This is a genomic window from Gilliamella sp. X-60 (genome assembly GCF_057063585.1).
Genome location: NZ_JBXSQJ010000001.1, coordinates 61,169 through 79,957, shown reverse-complemented (window position 1 = coordinate 79,957; position 18,789 = coordinate 61,169). Strand labels below are relative to the sequence as shown.

The window sequence follows — 18,789 nt, the reverse complement described above, 5'->3', positions numbered from 1 at the left end:
ATTGTTGAACAGCTATTGATATCTTGCTGACCGTGTTGTTGTTTCATACAAAATTATTAATTAATTAGATGTTATTTAAGCGTTTTTTGTTTCGATAACATGTTTTGATAGTTATCCCTTATTTGTATAAGGAGAAGTATATGCAAAAAAAATTTTTTTGTTCGTTATTTGTTGCTTCTTTAATATGTTCAAATGTTTTTGCTTCTGGGGGAAAAGATGTAACAACAGATCCTAATGATTTTTTCCTTAAAGAAGAACAAGCACCTAATAGCTTGCTGCTTTTGCCACCGCCTCCTACTTTTGACAGCATTGATTTTTTACGCGATAAAGCAATGTACGATTGGGGTAAGTCTGTTCGTAATACAGAACGTGGAAAACAGGCCTACTTAGATGCTGATTCAAGTAAAGATAATATAACTAAGCAATTTTCACCATCTTTTGGGTTTGAAATTTCTGATAAGAAAACGCCAGAAATTTACAAATTAGTTACTACAATGAAAGAAGATGCAGGGGATTTGGCAACGCGCTCAGCTAAAAACCATTATAATCGTATTCGACCGTTTTCATTTTTCCATGAACCAACCTGTCGCCCAGATGATGAAAAAACGCTATCGACCAATGGATCCTATCCCTCTGGTCATACAACAATGGGGTTTGCTATTTCACTTGTGTTAGCAGAGATAAATCCAGCGCGTCAAAATGAAATTTTAAAACGAGGTTATGAGATTGGCGAAAGCCGCGTTATTTGCGGCTATCATTGGCAAAGTGATGTTGATGCTGCTAAGGTGATGGCAGCTGCGGTGGTTGCTCAATTACATACGAATACCGCTTTTAATCAACAATTAACGAAGGCAAAAGCCGAGTTCCACCATTTAAAAGGGTGATAATGGGGCAGTTATTGCGCGACTGATCGTGGCGATGTTATGCCAAATTAATTATAAAATATCAATAGCATTGGCTGTTGTTGACAGCCAAGCTTATTCTTTGTTATAGCGTCTTAAAGGAAATATCCGGTAAAATTGCTTCGCCTTGCCAATATAACTCACTGGCAATACGCCCGGCAATTTGGCAATAAAGCTGGGTAAATTCGCTATCAGGATGGCTAATAACAGTAGGTTGCCCTGTATCGAGATCTTGGCGTAACATTTTATGGAGTGGCATTTGTCCGAGTAATTTTGTTTGATATTGCTCAGCTAAACGCTGTGCTCCACCTTCGCCAAAAATGGCTTCGTGATGACCACAATTTTCGCAAATGTGGTAACTCATGTTTTCAATAATGCCTAATGTAGGGATGTTGACTTTATTAAACATGGCCATGCCTTTTTTAGCATCAATTAATGCGATGTCTTGCGGTGTACTGACAATGATTGCTGCCGTTACTGGAATGCTTTGTGCTAGGGTTAATTGGATGTCCCCAGTTCCCGGAGGCATATCAATAACCAAATAATCAAGTTCAGGCCATAATGTATCTTGTAATATTTGCAGTAAAGCCTTGCTTGCCATTGGTCCTCGCCATACCATGGCGCTATCTGGATCGACTAAATAACCAATAGAGTTACTGGCTAATCCGTGTGACATAATTGGGGTCATGTGTTTATTGTCAGGTGTTAACGGTTGCTGTTTTTCTGTGCCTAACATAGTTGGAATTGAAGGGCCATAAATATCTGCATCTAAAATACCTACTTTGGCGCCTTGTTTTTGTAAAGCTAGTGCAAGATTGACGGCTGTTGATGATTTACCCACGCCACCTTTGCCTGAACTTATGGCGATAATATTTTTTATATTGTTAATGGCATGTTGGTCATTAGCGCGTTTTAATGTGGCAATTTTATAGTCAATGTGCCAGTCAACGTCTTTAATGTCGTTAAGTTTAAGTAATTTTGGGGTGGCTATTTTTTTTAATTCGTCAAAAGCGTTTTGCCAAGCAAAGGGCATGGTTAAATTAATGGATAAATGCTGATTAACTATTTCGCATTTAGTTAGTGCACCAAGTTCAAGTAAATTTTTTTGTAAGGTTGCATGAGTAAAATTCTCAAGAATCTTTTTTACTTCAATGTTCATTGCTGTTATCTCTTTATGCATTGATATTTATACTTGTTCATTTTCAATACTCTTCTTTAAAGAGGTGGAAAAATGATAATATTTTACATTCTTCAAAAAGGATTATTTGCCATTTGCAAAGTGAATCGAGTATAGAAATTTTATCAAATTATGGCATAAATCTAGCGATAATCCCACGATTGATGTACTATTTCTGCCATTATGTAATAAAGGGTAATAAATCAACATGACAACTCAACGCAAAATATTGGTGACTTGCGCACTGCCTTATGCCAATGGTGCAATTCACTTAGGTCATATGCTTGAACATATTCAAGCTGATGTATGGGTACGTTATCAACGTATGCGTGGTAATGAGATCTATTTTATTTGTGCCGACGATGCGCATGGCACACCAATTATGCTCAAAGCACAACAAATTGGCATTACGCCTGAACAGATGATTAGTGAAGTAAAAACTGAGCATCAGCGTGATTTTGCTGGATTTAATATTAGTTATGATAATTACCATTCAACCCATAGCTCAGAAAATCATGAAATATCAGCACAAATTTATAAGCGTTTAAAAGCCAATGGTTATATTAAAACCAAAGTCATTTCACAGCTATTTGATCCTGAAAAACAGATGTTTTTACCTGATCGCTTTGTAAAAGGTACTTGCCCACGTTGTAAAGCCCCAGATCAATATGGCGATAACTGTGAAGTGTGTAGTGCAACTTACAATCCGATTGATTTAATTAATCCTAAGTCTGTGGTTTCGGGGGCAACGCCAATTTTAAAAGAGTCAGAACATTTCTTTTTTGATCTGCCGGCTTTTTCAATTATGTTACAAGAGTGGATTCGTTCAGGGACACTACAAGACCAAGTCGCTAATAAAATGCAAGAGTGGTTTGAATCAGGCTTACAGCCGTGGGATATTAGCCGTGATGCTCCTTATTTTGGTTTTGAAATCCCCGATGCGCCAGGTAAATATTTTTATGTCTGGTTAGATGCACCAATTGGTTATATGGGCTCTTTTTTAAACTACTGCAATACACAAAATAAACCAATTTTTGATGAGTTTTGGAATAAAGATTCAAGCACTGAGCTTTATCACTTTATTGGTAAAGATATTGTTTACTTTCATAGTTTATTTTGGCCGGCAATGCTAGAGGGTAGCGAACATCGCAAACCATCGAATATTTTTGTGCATGGTTATGTAACTGTTGACGGCGCAAAAATGTCTAAGTCGCGAGGTACTTTTATTCAAGCAAGTACCTATCTAAAACACTTAGATCCTGATTGCTTACGCTATTATTATGCCGCTAAGCTGTCACCACATATTGATGATATTGATTTAAATTTAGAAGACTTTGTTCAACGTGTAAATAGCGATTTAGTTAACAAAGTTGTTAATATTGCTTCACGTTCGGCTGGATTTATTTATAAACGCTTTGACGGCAAATTATCGGATAATGTAGCTGAACCAGCAATTTATGCGTATTTTGTTGAAAAATCTCAAACCATTGCTGATTATTTTGAGCAACGTGAATCAAGTAAGGCGATTCGTGAAATTATGGCACTTGCTGACGAAGCTAATCGTTATATTGACGAAAAAGCGCCATGGGTGGTTGCTAAACAAGAAGGGCAAGATCAAACATTGCAAGATATTTGCTCAATGGGTATTCACCTATTCCGTATTTTAATGACCTATTTAAAACCAATAGTGCCTTCATTAGCTGAGCGAACAGAAGCATTTTTAAATAGCAAATTAGAATGGAATACTATTGCTAATGCGTTAACTGGCCATAAGATAAATCAGTTTAAAGCCCTATTTAACCGTATTGATATGGATAAAATTACTGCCATGATTGAAGAAACAAAAGAACAAGTTGCCCTAGCAACACCAGCTAAAACAAATGTTGCCGAACCTATTGCCGATACGATTAATTTTGACGATTTTGCCAAAGTTGATATGCGTGTTGCTTTAATTAAACATGCCTGTTTTGTTGAAGGATCCGATAAATTACTCCAGTTGACGCTTGATATTGGTGATGAAACTCGTAATGTGTTTTCAGGCATCAAGCAGTTTTATCCTGATCCAGAAGTACTAATTGGGCGTTTAACCATTATGATTGCTAACTTAGCCCCTCGTAAAATGCGCTTTGGTGTTTCAGAAGGTATGGTGCTTTGTGCCAGTGGTAAAGATGATGGTGACGGCGTGTATTTGTTATCGCCAGATAGTGGTGCTAAACCGGGAATGCGCATTTCGTAATTTTTATTCTCATCATATAAAAAATACATCTTAACAAGTTAATATGCTTGTTAAGAAGTTTCAGAAAACTATACGTTTGAGTATAAAAAATGATATATCGATATATCTAAGTCCGCTATTTCTCGATATGACAAATAGATATTTTTTATGTGATATTTTAATAGTTCCGGTAGGTATTATATAAAATTTTGACCTAAAAATATTAGGAAGTGTAATGAATTTTTTTGATTATTTAAATAAGCATGGGGTTATTTACTCAGCACGTGATGGTATATTGTATATTTATGAAAGCTTGGATTTGGTTGGTGCGTCAGTCAGTGAATTATGCGACTATTTGACTGTAATGGGCGATTTTTATTGGCCTGATGGATCAGTTTATAAAATGCCTAAAAAATTAACTGTCTATGGTGATTTATATATATGTAATAATGCGATCACAGCTTTACCTGATGATTTAATGGTTGGCGGTGATTTAGATTTAAGCGAAACAGCCATTTCTCAATTGCCTAATAATCTTATTGTCGGTGGTGACTTAGGGCTTGGTTATACTCAAATAACCCGATTGCCAAATAACTTATCTGTCGGTGGTGATTTGAATTTAAGTCATACATTTGTCACTGAATTACCAGATGATCTGTTTGTTGGTGGTGAAATCGATAGATAAAATCCCGAAACAGGTAACGCCTAAAAATTTTATTATGAAAAATGGATATTTACACTTTGTTTTGTCTATTCAAATTTAAAAATACTAATGAATAGCTTTAAGTCTATAGATGAATTAATCATGAACCTCTATCTTTTAGATCAAGGTGAATGGATTTATGCAAACTTAGAATTGTGGAATAGTGATCCAAAACATACAGAGTTTTATTATATTCCATGGGATTATATTCAAGATTTAAATGATGATGAAATATATCTGGATGAAGAGGGTATGGAAATGCCTTTTATCGTTCAAGGATTAAATTTAAGAGGGTGGATGTTAGTTGGTTCATTAGACTATATAGCCCAAAATAAATCGAATTATGGACATGATGATAATTGGTTTATTGACGAAATAAATTATTATCGAGCAAATGATACATTTAGGATATAAGCTTACCTGTTTTATCGGAGCGTGTTACAAAATTCGCGTTTACTATATTTTTAATTAAAATAGCAGAATATGATTAACAAAGTTAAAGTTAGCAGGATATGTGATTTTTAAATATTAAATTATTAAATAACTGTTAAAAAGGCGATTTGCTCGCCTTTTTAACAGTTGTCATAAAAAAACCAATAGTTATTTTATCGTCACTAAAGTGCTCACTTCTTTACCTAACATATTGTTTAGATAAACTAAATCGTTAGCAGTTAAGGTTCCTACTGCATATTTTAATTGGAGTAAGCTAGTTAGATAATTATATTTTGCATCAGATAAATTTCGTTTAGAATTGTATAGCTGGGTTGTGGCATTTAATACGTCAACAATTGTTCGTGTTCCAACTTGATAACCTGAATTATTGGCTTCTAATGAACTTTGTGCAGAAACTACTGCTTGTTGATAAGCTTTGATTGCACTTATTGATGATGAAATATTGTTGTATGATGAACGTACTTGATTAATTACGCCACGATTGGTACTTTCTAGTTTTTCGCTGAAACTCACGTAATTTTGTTGTGCTTGTTCAACTTTAGATATTGTTGCACCACCCGAAAAGATAGGTAGATTTACACTGACACCAACATAGTTATTTCCTGAATAAGATTTACCACCATGTGCACCTGGCGCTATGTTATTACCATATCTATCAGTTTTATTTAAATTAGTTGATGCATCTACACTTGCTGTAGGCAGATGGCCTGCTTGTGAAAGTCTGATCTGTTCACGTGCGATGTCTCGATTTAATTTCATTGTTAATAAATTAAGATTAGATGCTTCGGATTGCTTTAACAATGTACTGATTTGCGTTGGTTTTTCCGTTCTAAAAGTGTTGGTGTTAACGCTTGCTAAATTAGAATAAAAACGACCACTGACTTGACGTAAATCTTCGATGGCATTGTTTAGTTCATTTAATGCGTTAACTTGTTGTGCAACAGTTAGGTCATAGTTAGCTTGGGCATTTTGTACATCAGTAATGGCGACTAAACCAACTTGATGTTGTTGACGAGTTTGTTCTAACTGACGTCCAATGGCTTTTTTCTGGGCATCAATAAAGCTCAATGCATCCAGTGCTTTTAGTACATTAAAATAAGCAACAGAAGTATTTAAGATTAATGTTTGACCTTGGTATTGATAAGCAATATCGGCAACACTTGCTTGTTTTTTAGTAATATCTAAGGCTTTCCAATTTGAGAAATTAAAAATGCTTTGAGATGCCGTTACTTGGTATAAATTGCCACTTTTGGATTTTATACCACTCGTATCACGTCGACCATGAGTTACACCGTAAGAAGCACTTAAACCAACTTGCGGTAGTAAACTCGCTCGAGAACCTGAAATTGCCGCGTATGCTTTATTTTTTTCAGCTAATGAACTGCGCAGATCTGGGTTGGTTTCTTTTGCTTGTTCATAAACTTGAATTAAATTTTCAGCAAAGACAGATTGACTTAATGCTAAGCCAATTAAAAAGGTTAAAGTTTTTTTCATTAATCTTCTCTTTAAAAATCATTAAAATATAGTAGTATTTTTAATGGCATAATTTTAACAGATAATTAGTATATAGTAAGCATAGTTTGCATGCCATTCGCACTTTTTATTCAAATTCATTTTAAAATCGAGAATATATATGAAAATTAAAAATAATCCGGTACATTTTGACAAAAATGATGTATTTAATCTAACTAAACGAATCTTGTATAAAGGTTTTTTTTCTTTGTTTGAATATCGTTTTCAATATCGCAAATTTGATGGTTCAATGAGCGAGGTTGTAACACGCGAAATTTTAGAACGTGGACATGCAGTTGTGCTTTTAGCATATGATGCAAAACGTGATGAAGTTGTGCTAATTGAACAAATTCGGATTGCCGCTATTGAAACGCAAGATAGTCCTTGGATGCTAGAACTCATTGCAGGCATGATAGATCATGAAAATGAATCATTTGAAGAAGTAGCAAAACGTGAAGCAATGGAGGAAGCTGGAGTCGTTATTGGTCGATGTAAACCTATCATCAGTTATTTAGCATCACCCGGTGGGTTAACAGAACAATTGCATATTTTAGTGGGTGAAGTCGATTCATCAACAGCCAAAGGTATTCATGGTCTTGCTGAAGAAAGCGAAGATATTAAAGTTCATGTTGTTGGTCGCAATCAAGCTTATCAATGGATGAAAGATGGAGTGATTAACAATGCTGCATCAATTATTGCGCTTCAATGGCTAGAACTTAATTATCAATTATTAAAAAAAGAGTGGGAATAACTTTTTTAGTATTCAAATTTAATTATTTCTTTCATAAAAGTGTGAACTGTTTTACACTTTTGTATAACACTAAGATTTATAATAAAAATTATGTTGCCTGTCACAATGCCTATTTTGTTGCTGACACTATTAACCATAATTATAGATTGATAAGTAATTGGAGTGAATTTTGAGGTCATTGTTAAAACTTCCAATTCGTAATAAAAATTACGGTAAAATATTGCATATAACTGATACTCATCTTTTTGCTGATGAAGATGGTTCATTGCTTGGTATTAATTCCAATGCAAGTTTTTTAGCAGTTATCAATGAAATTGGACGTAATAATAAGCAGTTTGATTTGATTGTGGCAACAGGTGACTTTGTACAAGATGGTTCTAAAAAAGCTTATGCCCGTTTTGCCGAGCAAATAAACAAGTTTAATACGCCTTGTGTGTGGTTAGCTGGCAACCATGATAACTATGCTAGTATGCAAGATGTGTTTGCAAATTATCAGCTGGCTGATCATAAAATAGTGTTATTGGGGGATAACTGGCTGGTTGTTTTATTAAACAGCCAAGTTATTGGTCAAGCATATGGATTTTTACCAGAAGCTGAACTTGAATTTTTACAAAATGCTTTAACTGAGCATTTTGCTCGAAATGCATTAGTTTTTTTACACCATCATCCAATTAATTCTGGATGTCATTGGTTAGATCACCATATTTTAAAAAATAGTGATCAACTCGAGCAAATTATTCAAAAAAATGTTAATGTAAAGGGAATAGGTTGGGGACACATTCATCAAAAACAAGATTATGTTTGGCATCATTGTCACGCATTTTCAACTCCTTCAACGTGTTTTCAATTTAAACCTGAATGTTATGATTTTCGAGTATCTAGTGATGATGCGCCAGGTTGGCGAGAAATCACACTTAATGTTGATGGTTCTATCGAGAGCGAAGTTTATCGTTTAGCGGATAATCAGTTTTTACCCGATGTTTCTCAAAGTGGTTATTAACAACTAGTAATAATAGCTGAGAGCTTAAAATTAACTTAAAAATCATAGCAAAGGAGCAAAACAGTAAAATAGTCGTTCAACAATGCGTTGCCAAATTGGGCGTTGGTTCCATTTTTCAGTACTTATTTTATCTGAATGAGATAAATATTTTTGTAAGAGAATTGATAGTGACTGAGCAAATTCTGCATCATCAATTACAGTTGTAATTTCAAAATTAAGCCATAAGCTGCGCATATCTAAATTTACAGTGCCAACAAGGCTTAATTGATTATCGATTAAAACACTTTTGGTATGTAATAAGTTATCTTTGAATTGATAAAGTTTGACACCACCGTTTAATAACTCTGAAAAGAAAGCCCGGCTTGCCCATTTTACCATTAGTGAATCAATATTTTTGGGAATAATGATGATGACTTCAACACCTCGCTGAGTTGCGGTGCATACAGCGTGTAAAATATCATCAGTCGGTACTAAATAAGGTGTAGTAAAAATAATTTGTTCTTGCGCTGAATAAATTGCCGTTAATAATACTTGGTGTATCATGCTTTCCATATAGCCAGGACCTGATGCGATTAATTGCATAATGTGTTTTTTATCTTCTGGTGGTTCGGCAAAATCAGTGATTTGTGGTAGGGCTAAATATTTGCCTGTTTCTAGCTGCCAATCGCAGGCATATATAGCGCCCATAAGTGTTGTAACTGGACCACTTACTCTAACCATGATATCAACCCATTCGCCAACATGTTTATTTTGTTTAAAAAAACGTGGATCGACAATATTCATGCTGCCAGTATAAGTGATATAGTTATCGATAATAGCTACTTTGCGGTGTTGACGTAAGTCCAGACGTCGAAACATAAATCGAAGCAAGTTGACTTGTAAAGCTTCAATAATGGTAATACCAGCATCACGCATTCTTTTACTTGCGTTGGACTTAATAAAATGTCGGCTACCAGCAGAATCAACCATTAATCGACAAGTTACGCCTCGTTTAGTTGCTTGAATGAGTGCTTGCTCGACATCATCAGCCCGACCGCCTTCATTCCAGATATAAAATACCATTTCAATATTGGACGTTGCTCGATTGATATCATCAATTAAGCGGTCGAAAATGACGTTTGTTTCACTCAATAGCTCAATATGATTACCATTAATTCCATCAAGCCCTGTTTGGTGTTTACAAAGCTGGAAAATCGGCTTGCTGACTTGGCTTACGTTTTTAGTGAAGATATCTGGAAAGTCACTTAGTCGGTTAATAAACTTAGAAATCGTTGGACGCATTTTTTGCGCTCGCTTAGCGCGTTGCTGCCCTAAGTGAGCTTCACCCAGTGTAAAATAAAGGAACACACCAACAAGTGGTAAGATATAAATGACTAACATCCATGCAATAACATAAGTCGTTGGTCTTCGTTTGAAGACAATTCGTAATGTTGTTGAAACAATAATCAGCCAATAAACAAGGAAGATCAAAGTACTGATTAAAGCATGAAATGAGGTAAATTGCATATTTACTTAGCTATGAATTAGATTCAGTTTAGCTATTGGATCTTTAGTACAATCATAATGTTGAAAAACCTCAGGTAATGGTTTTGGGTTATTATGTTTATCTACTGAAACATAAGTGAATACAGCATCTGTTATGCAAAAACGTTGTGTAGTGTCAGATGTATCAATGACTTTTTTAACCCAAACTTCAATACCTATCGTGATTGATGTTTTTCCTGTTTTGATGCAATGTGCATAACAACAAACAACATCACCTACCATTGCTGGTTTGTAAAATGTAATGCTACTAGCATTAACTGTTACAACCCGATTTCTTGCGATCTCTTTTGATAAAATACCACCAGCAAGATCCATTTGAGACATGATCCACCCACCAAAAATGTGTCCGTGAGGATTGGTATCAGCCGGCATGGCAAGCGTTCTAAGCACTAATTGACCTTTAGGGGTTGTATCTTGTGTCATGCTAAAATACTCCGTTTGTTATAACTTATTGTTTATTATCTATATCTTTATTCATATTTTTGTAAATATAAATACCTGATATTAACGATAATAGTAACGATGCGCCAGGTAAAATAAATACTTTAAATATCCAAAAGAAATCGTCCGTCGTGTAATAGGTTGCACCTAAACTAATGGCGCCACATAATATAAAAAAGAAGATCCATAATAAATTTAGTTTATTCCAAATAGCAGTATCAAGCTGTATTTCTTTGCCTAGCATTTTTTGAAGTAGGTTTTTTTTGAAAAAGTATTGGCTAATTAATAAGGCTGTGGCAAATAAAAAATTAATAATAGTGACTTTCCATTTGATTATATTCGGGTCACGCAAATAAAGTGTAAATCCACCGAAAACCATGATCATTAGATAAGAGATCAATTCTACTTTATCTATTTTTCTATATAGAATAAGAATGAGAAGAAAGCATACTGTTGCGGCGATCATCAATGCTTGAACGCCAACAAAGACATCATACATGGTTAGAAAAACAAAAAAGAACACCAGAGGAATAAAGTTTAAAAGCTGTTTCATTTGATTGTTAACCTAATAAAAAGGTAAGTTGTCATATTTAAAAATAAGTAAAAAGCCTATTGGAATAGGCTTATTTTTTGTGATGAAGTTCAGGATGCGCTTTACAGTTGCCAGATTGACAATGCCCATAAAGATATAAACTGTGAAAAGTCAATTTTACACCATATTGTTCGGCGATTTCTTTTTGTCTCGCATTAATAATATCATCGCGAAACTCAAATACTTCGCCACAATCTAAACAAATTAAATGATCGTGATGTTGCTGTGTAGCTAGTTCGAAAACTGCTTTGCCACCCTCAAAGTTATGGCGAGTAACAATTCCTGCATCGTCAAATTGATTCAAAACACGATAAACGGTTGCAAGCCCGATTTCTTCACCCATATCAAGTAGTTTTTTATAAAGATCTTCTACTGTAATATGTTGACATGAAGGATCTCGTAATAACTCTAAAATCTTTAATCGAGGTAGTGTAACCTTTAAACCAGCGCTTTTGAGTGCCGCATTATTATCATGATTTGTCATATTACTTCCCATTAGTGATGAATAATTACCTATTATAGGAACTATATACGGTAAATAAAAGAAATCATTTTAATAGATTAAATTTTCATTTCGGTTTTAACTTGGTTCACCCAATTGTTGATTCTCTGTTCAGTTAATTCTGGTTGACGATCTTCGTCAATTGCTAAACCAACGAAATGTGTGTCGTCAACTAAACTTTTTGACGCTTCAAAACTATAACCTTCAGTTGACCAATGCCCAACAATTTTGGCACCTTTAGGCTCAATAATATCGCGAAGTGTTCCCATGGCATCACAAAAATATTCGGCATAGTCTTCTTGATCGCCACAACCAAAAATCGCCACGGTTTTACCACTAAAATTTATTTTTTCTAAATTGGGGAAAAAGTCGTCCCAGTCTGCTTGAGACTCACCATAGTACCAAGTTGGAATACCAAAAAATAGGTAATTGTATTGTTCAATGTTCTCTTTAGAGGCTTTTGCAATGTCGAAAAGTTCAGCTTTGTCACTACCCAAAATGAGTTGGATTTGCTTTGCTACATTTTCTGTATTACCTGTGTCACTACCAAAAAAAATACCAACTTGTTTCATATTTGTACCTTTACTATTTACCTTATTAAATATTTTAGGAGTATATCATTGTCATTTATTATCAGCAATCGTTCTAAATTGCACAGAACATAAGTTATTATTTGCTATACAATTTATTCATCTTGCATTAGAATTACTACCTGTTTTCATATTAACATTGGCTATGGAATTTCTTTATGAATTTGCATGAATATCAATCTAAATATCTTTTTAAGCAATATAATTTACCCGTGCCAGAAGGGTACGTTTGTAACTCAATTGGTGAAATACAAGATATATTAGCTCAATTACCTTCAGGTTCTTGGGTTGCTAAATGTCAAGTTCATGCAGGCGGGAGAGGTAAAGCCGGTGGCGTTATATGTACTCAAAATTATGATGAAATAAAGCAATTTGCTGAAAATTGGTTGGGGCAATACCTTGTTACTTATCAAACCACCGATAAAGGTCAGCCAGTTAATAAGATTTTAATTGAAAAGGCGTCTAATATTCACAAAGAACTGTATTTAGGGGCGGTGGTCGATCGCAGTTCGAAGCGTATTGTGATTATGGCATCGACAGAGGGGGGGGTTGATATAGAAAGCGTTGCCGAAAAATCACCACACTTAATTTATAAAACCTCACTTGATCCTTTAACCGGTCCTTGTGCTTATCAAGGTCGTGAACTTGCGTTTAAATTGGGGTTAACAGGAAAATTAGTTAATCAGTTTACAAAATTATTTGTTAATTTAGCAAAACTCTTTTTAGAAAATGATGTTTCACTAGCTGAAATCAATCCGTTAGTGATTACTGATTCAGAAGAACTCATTTGTTTAGATGCAAAAGTTGTTTTAGACGATAACGCGCTTTTTAGGCATCCTAATTTAACTATTTTAAGAGATACAACTCAAGAGGATGAGCGTGAGTCAATTGCTGCAAAACAAGGTATTAGCTATGTATCATTAAATGGCAATATTGGCTGTATGGTTAATGGCGCAGGTCTTGCGATGGCAACTATGGATATTATTAAACTATATGGTGGTGAACCAGCCAACTTTTTGGATGTCGGTGGAGGTACAACGAGAGAACGCGTTGCTGAAGCATTTAAGTTAATATTATCTGATACAAATGTGAAAGCGATTTTGGTTAATATTTTTGGTGGCATTGTTCGTTGTGATTTAATTGCCGATGGCGTTATTAGTGCAATTAAAGAAATAGGCCTGACTGTTCCCGTTGTTGTCCGTCTTGAAGGTAATAATGCTCCGCTTGCTCGAGAAATTTTAGCGAAAAGTAAATTAAATGTTATTACTGCAGAAAGTTTAACCGATGCGGCCCAAAAAATTGTCGCTGTTGCTTAATGATAGGGTGCGTGGAGAATAGTTATTATGTCAATTTTAGTTAATAAAGAAACCAAAGTTATCTGCCAAGGATTCACTGGGAGTCAAGGATCTTTCCATTCACAGCAAGCACTTGATTATGGTACCAAGTTAGTCGGTGGCGTAACGCCAGGCAAAGGTGGTACAATTCATTTAGGTTTACCCGTTTTTAATACAGTTAAAGAAGCGGTTGAAGCAACAGGTGCAACAGCAAGTGTCATTTATGTGCCAGCAGCCTTTGGTAAAGATTCGATTTTAGAAGCAATTGATGCAGGTATTAAACTCATTGTTTGTATTACTGAAGGTATCCCAACTCTAGATATGCTTGTTGTTAAAGAAAAATTACAGTTAAATGATGTTGTAATGATTGGACCGAACTGTCCGGGAATTATTGTCCCTGATGAATGTAAAATAGGTATTATGCCAGGTCATATCCATCGTGCAGGAAAGGTAGGAATTGTTTCTCGTTCCGGTACCTTAACTTATGAAGCGGTTAAACAAACAACCGATATCGGTTTAGGGCAATCTGTGTGTGTGGGCATCGGCGGTGATCCTATTCCAGGTAGCGATTTTATTTCTATTTTAGCGTTACTTGAACAAGATCCTAAAACTGAAGTTATTGTGATGATCGGCGAGATTGGTGGGAGTGCCGAAGAAGAAGCTGCTGAATATGTTAAAAAGCACGTAACTAAACCTGTGATTGCTTATATTGCGGGTATTTCTGCCCCATCAGGCAAACGCATGGGGCATGCAGGAGCCATTATTTCGGGTAATAAAGGCACCGCGGCGGAAAAATCTAAAGCATTGCAATCGGCAGGTATTACAGTTGTAACAAGTCTTGCCGAAATCGGCGATGCTGTAAAAAAACAAATTGCGATATAGTTTTTTTGATGTATATCAATTATTATTTTGTAATTATCTGTGTATAATGTTCATCAATAACGTAAAAAATTTGTGAGCATTTAAGATTTAGGGAGCGTTTATGTTAGATATAGTAGAAATTTCACGTCTCCAGTTTGCACTCACTGCAATGTATCATTTTATTTTTGTACCATTAACGCTGGGTTTAGCGTTTATGCTAGCAATTATGGAAACGGTATACGTTGTTAGTGGCAAGCAAGTTTGGAAAGATATGACAAAATTCTGGGGTAAGCTGTTTGCTATCAACTTCGCCGTTGGGGTCGCAACTGGCTTGACCATGGAATTTCAATTTGGTACTAACTGGTCTTATTATTCACATTATGTGGGTGATATTTTTGGTGCGCCATTAGCCATTGAAGGTTTAATGGCATTTTTCTTAGAATCAACCATGGTAGGTTTGTTCTTTTTTGGTTGGGATAGATTAAGCCGTGGTAAACATTTAATGGTAACTTGGTGTGTTGCATTTGGTTCTAATCTTTCAGCACTTTGGATCTTAGTTGCTAATGGTTGGATGCAATTCCCAGTGGGATCTGAATTTAACCCAATTAATTCACGCATGGAAATGGCGAACTTTTTTGAGTTGATTACTAACACCGTTGCTCAATATAAATTTGTTCATACCGTTGCTGCTGGTTATTTGACCGGTGCGATCTTTGTATTAAGCATCAGCTCTTATTATTTACTAAAAAAACGGGATGTCGGATTTGCAAAACGTTCTTTTGCTGTAGCTGCTCCCTTTGGTCTTATCATGTCAATTGCAGTAGCTATTATGGGCGATGAAGCGGGGCACGAACTGACAACTGTCCAACCTGCTAAACTTGCTGCCATTGAAGCTGAATGGGAAACTCAACCTGCACCTGCATCATTCAATGCTATTGCCTTTCCATCACAAAAGAATAAAGAAAATTTATTTGCAATAGAAATTCCTTATGCAATGGGCATAATGGCCACGCGTTCATTGGACACGCAAGTAACAGGTTTAAAAGATATATTAGCGAATAACGAAACGAGGATTCGTAAAGGTATTTTAGCTTATACAAATTTAGAAAAAATCCAACAAGGTAATCAAGATCCTGACGTCCTTAAAGCATTCGAGGATAATAAAGCTGATTTAGGCTATGGTTATCTGGTCAAACGCTTTACTGATCGTGATAATCTAACTATTCCTCAAGCGACTGAAGAACATATTAAAGCTGCGACAGAGGACTCAATTCCTACAGTATGGCCACTATTTTGGGCGTTTAGAGTCATGGTTGGTTTAGGTCTGCTAATGATTCTTGGTACGGGGTTTGCATTATGGGTAACTTATAAAAATAAAATTGGTGAAAAACGTTGGTTACATCGTTTATTAGTCCTATTTTTACCGTTCCCATGGTTAGCTTGTGAATCTGGTTGGTTTGTTGCAGAATATGGACGTCAACCTTGGGCGATTCAAGATATTTTACCGACTGGAGTGGCCAATTCATCATTAACAGCGGGTGAAGTGTTATTCACTATGGTACTTATTTGTGGGCTTTATACATTGTTCTTAGTTGCTGAATTATTCTTAATGTTTAAGTTTGCTCGCTTAGGACCAAGTTCGTTAGGGACGGGCAACTATCATTATGAAAAAACACAACCGATAACAAAATAGGGCATAGGGAGTATACACAATGATTGATTACGAAATTGTACGCGTCATCTGGTGGGTGCTGATTAGTGTTGTTTTAATCGGTTTTGTTGTCACAGATGGTTTTGATATGGGCGTGGGTATTTTATTACCTTTTATCGGTAAAACAGATACGGAACGTCGTATTATGATTAATGCAATTGCTCCTCATTGGGATGGCAACCAAGTTTGGTTAATTACTGCTGGGGCGGGAATATTTGCCGCTTGGCCTATGGCCTATGCTGCGTCATTTTCTGGTTTTTATATTGCGATGATTTTAGTGCTTTGCGCGCTGTTTTTTAGACCAATCGGTTTTGATTATCGTAGTAAACTAGAGAACTCAAAATGGCGTAATTTATGGGATGGTGGCATTTTTGCAGGTAGCTTTGTACCTGCACTCGTTTTTGGTGTCGCTTTTGGCAACTTATTAGAGGGTGTTCCGTTTAGGTTTGATAACTCTTATCGAGTGTTTTATGATGGTAATTTCTTCGGTTTGCTTAATCCTTTTGCACTATTGACAGGTGTTGTGAGTTTAATGTTATTTGTTGCTCATGGTGGAGCATGGTTACAAATGAAAACATCGGGCGAGCTCTATTTAAGAGCTAGAAAAGCTACACAAATCGCTAGTTTGGTTATGCTAATTGCATTTGTGTTAGCAGGTGTTTGGGTGGCATTTGGTATTCATGGTTATGAAGTTACTAGTGTCATTGATTATAATGCCGCATCTAATCCATTGAATAAAACAGTATCTACTGATGCATCGTGGTTAGCTAACTATATGAATTATCCTATTTTATGGATAGTGCCTGCTTCAGGGGTAATGTTACCACTATTAACCATTCTTTTTTCTAGTTTAAATAAAAATGCATTAGTATTTATTTCATCAGCATTAACCATTGCGTGTGTTCTATTCACCTATGGTATTGCAACTTTCCCATTCATTATGCCTTCAAGCATTATGCCAAATGCAAGTTTGACAATATGGGATGCATCATCAAGTCAATTAACACTTAATATTATGTTTGTTGTTGTTCTTATATTTTTGCCTATTGTTCTTTTTTATACCATTTGGTCATATATTAAAATGTTTGGAAGACTGGATAAAAATCATATCGAAAATAATAAACATTCTCTTTATTAAGGAACTATTATGTATTACGTTTTATGGTTTATAGGACTTATTGCTGCGTGTATGCTATCAGCTATAATTGGCTTATGGGTTGAGCGAGACAGTAGCGAAAAAGAGTCTAATAACAAATAATATGATTTAAAAAGTAATAAAAAAGGTGGCAAATAGCCACCTTTTTATTTTTATGTATGGCTGTTAAAAATAAATGATAAATGATAATTGTTTTCATTTGGTTTTTTTCATATCATAGTGCAGCGAATTTTGTATTCAGATATAATAGTCTCAAATTTAATTAGTGCGATTTGGACATGAAACAATTTATATGGAATGCAAGAGTTTACTATGAAGATACAGATGCGGGTGGCGTCGTTTACCATGCTAGGTATCTTGCTTTTTTTGAACGAGCTAGGACCGAAATGCTAAGGCAACTTGATATTAGCCAGCAAAAGTTATTACAAGAGGGTATTGCTTTTGTGGTAAAAAAGATGGATATTAGCTACCATTTCCCGGCTCGTTTAGATGATATGCTGACTATTAAGACTAGTGCTGAGCAAGTTCGCAAGGCGTCTATTATTTTTAAGCAGACTATTTTTAATCAAAATAACCAAGTTATCAGCACAGCGGATGTTCTTATTGCTTGTGTGAATATCACTAAGATGAAGCCATGTGGGCTTCCTAAGTTATTAGTTTTGGAGTTTATATGAATATTATTGATCTGTTTTTGCAAGCAGGTTTATTAGTAAAATGCGTTATGTTGTTGTTACTTACTTTTTCTGTTATGTCGTGGGCTATTATATTTCAACGAACTAAGATTTTAGGTAAAGCTAAAAAACAGATTGAGCAATTTGATAATAGTTTTTGGGTTGCAGATGATTTAAATGTTTTATTTGATAAAGCAAAATTTAATAAAGAAGATATTAGTGGTACAGAACATATTTTCTATTCAGGTTTTAAAGAGTTTTCACGACTTTATCAAATTAACCCAAATATGGCAGAATCAGCCTTAGATGGATCATCACGTTCTATGCGTTTAGCAATGAATCGTGAGCTTGATATTTTAGAATTGCATATCCCTTTTTTAGGTACAGTGGGTTCTATTAGTCCATATATTGGTTTGTTTGGTACTGTCTGGGGTATTATGAATGCATTTATTTCTTTAGGCTCTGCTAAACAAGCAACATTACAAATGGTTGCACCTGGGATTGCTGAGGCATTAATTGCCACTGCAATTGGTTTATTTGCCGCTATTCCTGCGGTTCTTGCCTATAACCGCTTGTCATTAAGTGTGAACCGAATTGAACAAAGCTACCTTAACTTTATTGATGAATTTTCAGCAATTTTACAACGTCAAGCAGTTGCTGTCAGGAAATAATT

The 18,789-nt window shown here is 35.3% G+C and carries 20 protein-coding genes; 13 read left to right on the top strand and 7 right to left on the bottom strand.

Features of this window, described 5'->3' with window-relative positions; genetic code table 11:
* Window positions 1-140 precede the first annotated feature (140 nt).
* Window positions 141-884: an acid phosphatase gene (locus tag ACYIAM_RS00380; RefSeq protein ID WP_483746864.1), complete on the top strand. Its 744-nt coding sequence runs from the start codon at window positions 141-143 to the stop codon at window positions 882-884.
* Between the two features lie 103 nt (window positions 885-987).
* Here ACYIAM_RS00380 and apbC read toward each other — a convergent pair whose 3' ends face one another.
* Complete coding sequence (apbC, locus tag ACYIAM_RS00375; protein WP_483746863.1) at window positions 988-2,061, bottom strand: iron-sulfur cluster carrier protein ApbC; 1,074 nt, start codon at window positions 2,059-2,061, stop codon at window positions 988-990.
* A 226-nt stretch (window positions 2,062-2,287) separates the two neighbouring features.
* Here apbC and metG point away from each other — a divergent pair, with 226 nt between their 5' ends.
* The 3 genes from metG to ACYIAM_RS00360 all read left to right on the top strand — a co-directional run bounded on the left by metG (window position 2,288) and on the right by ACYIAM_RS00360 (window position 5,411).
* Entirely contained in the window at window positions 2,288-4,315 is a 2,028-nt protein-coding gene (metG, locus tag ACYIAM_RS00370; protein WP_483746862.1) for a methionine--tRNA ligase, read from the top strand.
* Window positions 4,316-4,529: 214 nt separating this feature from the next.
* The gene (locus ACYIAM_RS00365) at window positions 4,530-4,979 is read left to right on the top strand and encodes a hypothetical protein (RefSeq protein ID WP_483746861.1); all 450 of its coding nucleotides are present in this window, start codon (window positions 4,530-4,532) and stop codon (window positions 4,977-4,979) included.
* 120 nt (window positions 4,980-5,099) lie between these two features.
* Window positions 5,100-5,411, top strand: a complete 312-nt coding sequence (locus ACYIAM_RS00360) for a hypothetical protein (RefSeq protein ID WP_483746860.1) — start codon at window positions 5,100-5,102, stop codon at window positions 5,409-5,411.
* 186 nt (window positions 5,412-5,597) lie between these two features.
* Here ACYIAM_RS00360 and tolC read toward each other — a convergent pair whose 3' ends face one another.
* Window positions 5,598-6,944 carry an outer membrane channel protein TolC gene (gene tolC / locus ACYIAM_RS00355; RefSeq protein WP_174797360.1) on the bottom strand — a complete coding sequence of 449 codons (1,347 nt, stop codon included), beginning with the start codon at window positions 6,942-6,944 and terminating at the stop codon, window positions 5,598-5,600.
* A 139-nt stretch (window positions 6,945-7,083) separates the two neighbouring features.
* Between tolC and nudF the strand changes: the two genes are divergently transcribed.
* Window positions 7,084-7,713, top strand: coding sequence for an ADP-ribose diphosphatase (gene nudF / locus ACYIAM_RS00350; protein ID WP_174797359.1), 630 nt, complete (start codon window positions 7,084-7,086; stop codon window positions 7,711-7,713).
* Between the two features lie 169 nt (window positions 7,714-7,882).
* Window positions 7,883-8,713 carry a 3',5'-cyclic-AMP phosphodiesterase gene (cpdA, locus tag ACYIAM_RS00345; RefSeq protein ID WP_483746859.1) on the top strand — a complete coding sequence of 277 codons (831 nt, stop codon included), beginning with the start codon at window positions 7,883-7,885 and terminating at the stop codon, window positions 8,711-8,713.
* A 42-nt stretch (window positions 8,714-8,755) separates the two neighbouring features.
* On the opposite strand, the gene cls is transcribed toward cpdA, so the two are convergent.
* The 5 genes from cls to fldA all read right to left on the bottom strand — a co-directional run bounded on the left by cls (window position 8,756) and on the right by fldA (window position 12,365).
* A complete protein-coding gene (gene cls / locus ACYIAM_RS00340) occupies window positions 8,756-10,219 on the bottom strand; it encodes a cardiolipin synthase (RefSeq protein WP_483746858.1) in 1,464 nt (487 codons plus the stop codon).
* A 6-nt stretch (window positions 10,220-10,225) separates the two neighbouring features.
* On the bottom strand, window positions 10,226-10,681 hold the full coding sequence (gene yciA / locus ACYIAM_RS00335; protein WP_065637352.1) for an acyl-CoA thioester hydrolase YciA: 456 nt from the start codon (window positions 10,679-10,681) through the stop codon (window positions 10,226-10,228).
* Window positions 10,682-10,706: 25 nt separating this feature from the next.
* The gene (locus tag ACYIAM_RS00330) at window positions 10,707-11,252 is read right to left on the bottom strand and encodes an inner membrane-spanning protein YciB (RefSeq protein ID WP_174797356.1); all 546 of its coding nucleotides are present in this window, start codon (window positions 11,250-11,252) and stop codon (window positions 10,707-10,709) included.
* 70 nt (window positions 11,253-11,322) lie between these two features.
* A complete protein-coding gene (gene fur / locus ACYIAM_RS00325; RefSeq protein WP_065637350.1) occupies window positions 11,323-11,775 on the bottom strand; it encodes a ferric iron uptake transcriptional regulator in 453 nt (150 codons plus the stop codon).
* A gap of 77 nt (window positions 11,776-11,852) precedes the next feature.
* On the bottom strand, window positions 11,853-12,365 hold the full coding sequence (gene fldA, locus ACYIAM_RS00320; RefSeq protein ID WP_174797355.1) for a flavodoxin FldA: 513 nt from the start codon (window positions 12,363-12,365) through the stop codon (window positions 11,853-11,855).
* A 176-nt stretch (window positions 12,366-12,541) separates the two neighbouring features.
* Between fldA and sucC the strand changes: the two genes are divergently transcribed.
* The 7 genes from sucC to tolQ all read left to right on the top strand — a co-directional run bounded on the left by sucC (window position 12,542) and on the right by tolQ (window position 18,787).
* Window positions 12,542-13,699 (top strand): ADP-forming succinate--CoA ligase subunit beta, encoded by a 1,158-nt coding sequence (gene sucC, locus ACYIAM_RS00315; RefSeq protein ID WP_483746857.1) that lies wholly within the window; start codon window positions 12,542-12,544, stop codon window positions 13,697-13,699.
* A gap of 27 nt (window positions 13,700-13,726) precedes the next feature.
* Window positions 13,727-14,599 (top strand): succinate--CoA ligase subunit alpha, encoded by an 873-nt coding sequence (gene sucD / locus ACYIAM_RS00310; protein ID WP_483746856.1) that lies wholly within the window; start codon window positions 13,727-13,729, stop codon window positions 14,597-14,599.
* A gap of 100 nt (window positions 14,600-14,699) precedes the next feature.
* Entirely contained in the window at window positions 14,700-16,271 is a 1,572-nt protein-coding gene (locus ACYIAM_RS00305) for a cytochrome ubiquinol oxidase subunit I (RefSeq protein WP_174797352.1), read from the top strand.
* 19 nt (window positions 16,272-16,290) lie between these two features.
* Window positions 16,291-17,427: a cytochrome d ubiquinol oxidase subunit II gene (cydB, locus tag ACYIAM_RS00300; protein WP_483746855.1), complete on the top strand. Its 1,137-nt coding sequence runs from the start codon at window positions 16,291-16,293 to the stop codon at window positions 17,425-17,427.
* Between the two features lie 9 nt (window positions 17,428-17,436).
* Complete coding sequence (locus tag ACYIAM_RS00295; RefSeq protein ID WP_174797350.1) at window positions 17,437-17,547, top strand: cytochrome bd oxidase small subunit, CydX/CbdX family; 111 nt, start codon at window positions 17,437-17,439, stop codon at window positions 17,545-17,547.
* Window positions 17,548-17,717: 170 nt separating this feature from the next.
* Window positions 17,718-18,119 carry a tol-pal system-associated acyl-CoA thioesterase gene (gene ybgC / locus ACYIAM_RS00290; protein ID WP_446718895.1) on the top strand — a complete coding sequence of 134 codons (402 nt, stop codon included), beginning with the start codon at window positions 17,718-17,720 and terminating at the stop codon, window positions 18,117-18,119.
* On the top strand, window positions 18,116-18,787 hold the full coding sequence (gene tolQ, locus ACYIAM_RS00285; protein WP_174797348.1) for a protein TolQ: 672 nt from the start codon (window positions 18,116-18,118) through the stop codon (window positions 18,785-18,787). Before ybgC ends, tolQ begins: the two co-directional genes overlap by 4 nt.
* Window positions 18,788-18,789: the final 2 nt, after the last annotated feature.

Bases quoted from the DNA above. Each gene is read 5' to 3' on its own strand.
- ACYIAM_RS00380 (WP_483746864.1), top strand. From the start codon at position 141: ATGCAAAAAAAATTTTTTTGTTCGTTATTTGTTGCTTCTTTAATATGT.
- apbC (WP_483746863.1), bottom strand. From the start codon at position 2,061: ATGAACATTGAAGTAAAAAAGATTCTTGAGAATTTTACTCATGCAACC.
- metG (WP_483746862.1), top strand. From the start codon at position 2,288: ATGACAACTCAACGCAAAATATTGGTGACTTGCGCACTGCCTTATGCC.
- ACYIAM_RS00365 (WP_483746861.1), top strand. From the start codon at position 4,530: ATGAATTTTTTTGATTATTTAAATAAGCATGGGGTTATTTACTCAGCA.
- ACYIAM_RS00360 (WP_483746860.1), top strand. From the start codon at position 5,100: ATGAACCTCTATCTTTTAGATCAAGGTGAATGGATTTATGCAAACTTA.
- tolC (WP_174797360.1), bottom strand. From the start codon at position 6,944: ATGAAAAAAACTTTAACCTTTTTAATTGGCTTAGCATTAAGTCAATCT.
- nudF (WP_174797359.1), top strand. From the start codon at position 7,084: ATGAAAATTAAAAATAATCCGGTACATTTTGACAAAAATGATGTATTT.
- cls (WP_483746858.1), bottom strand. From the start codon at position 10,219: ATGCAATTTACCTCATTTCATGCTTTAATCAGTACTTTGATCTTCCTT.
- yciA (WP_065637352.1), bottom strand. From the start codon at position 10,681: ATGACACAAGATACAACCCCTAAAGGTCAATTAGTGCTTAGAACGCTT.
- ACYIAM_RS00330 (WP_174797356.1), bottom strand. From the start codon at position 11,252: ATGAAACAGCTTTTAAACTTTATTCCTCTGGTGTTCTTTTTTGTTTTT.
- fur (WP_065637350.1), bottom strand. From the start codon at position 11,775: ATGACAAATCATGATAATAATGCGGCACTCAAAAGCGCTGGTTTAAAG.
- fldA (WP_174797355.1), bottom strand. From the start codon at position 12,365: ATGAAACAAGTTGGTATTTTTTTTGGTAGTGACACAGGTAATACAGAA.
- sucC (WP_483746857.1), top strand. From the start codon at position 12,542: ATGAATTTGCATGAATATCAATCTAAATATCTTTTTAAGCAATATAAT.
- sucD (WP_483746856.1), top strand. From the start codon at position 13,727: ATGTCAATTTTAGTTAATAAAGAAACCAAAGTTATCTGCCAAGGATTC.
- ACYIAM_RS00305 (WP_174797352.1), top strand. From the start codon at position 14,700: ATGTTAGATATAGTAGAAATTTCACGTCTCCAGTTTGCACTCACTGCA.
- cydB (WP_483746855.1), top strand. From the start codon at position 16,291: ATGATTGATTACGAAATTGTACGCGTCATCTGGTGGGTGCTGATTAGT.
- ACYIAM_RS00295 (WP_174797350.1), top strand. From the start codon at position 17,437: ATGTATTACGTTTTATGGTTTATAGGACTTATTGCTGCGTGTATGCTA.
- tolQ (WP_174797348.1), top strand. From the start codon at position 18,116: ATGAATATTATTGATCTGTTTTTGCAAGCAGGTTTATTAGTAAAATGC.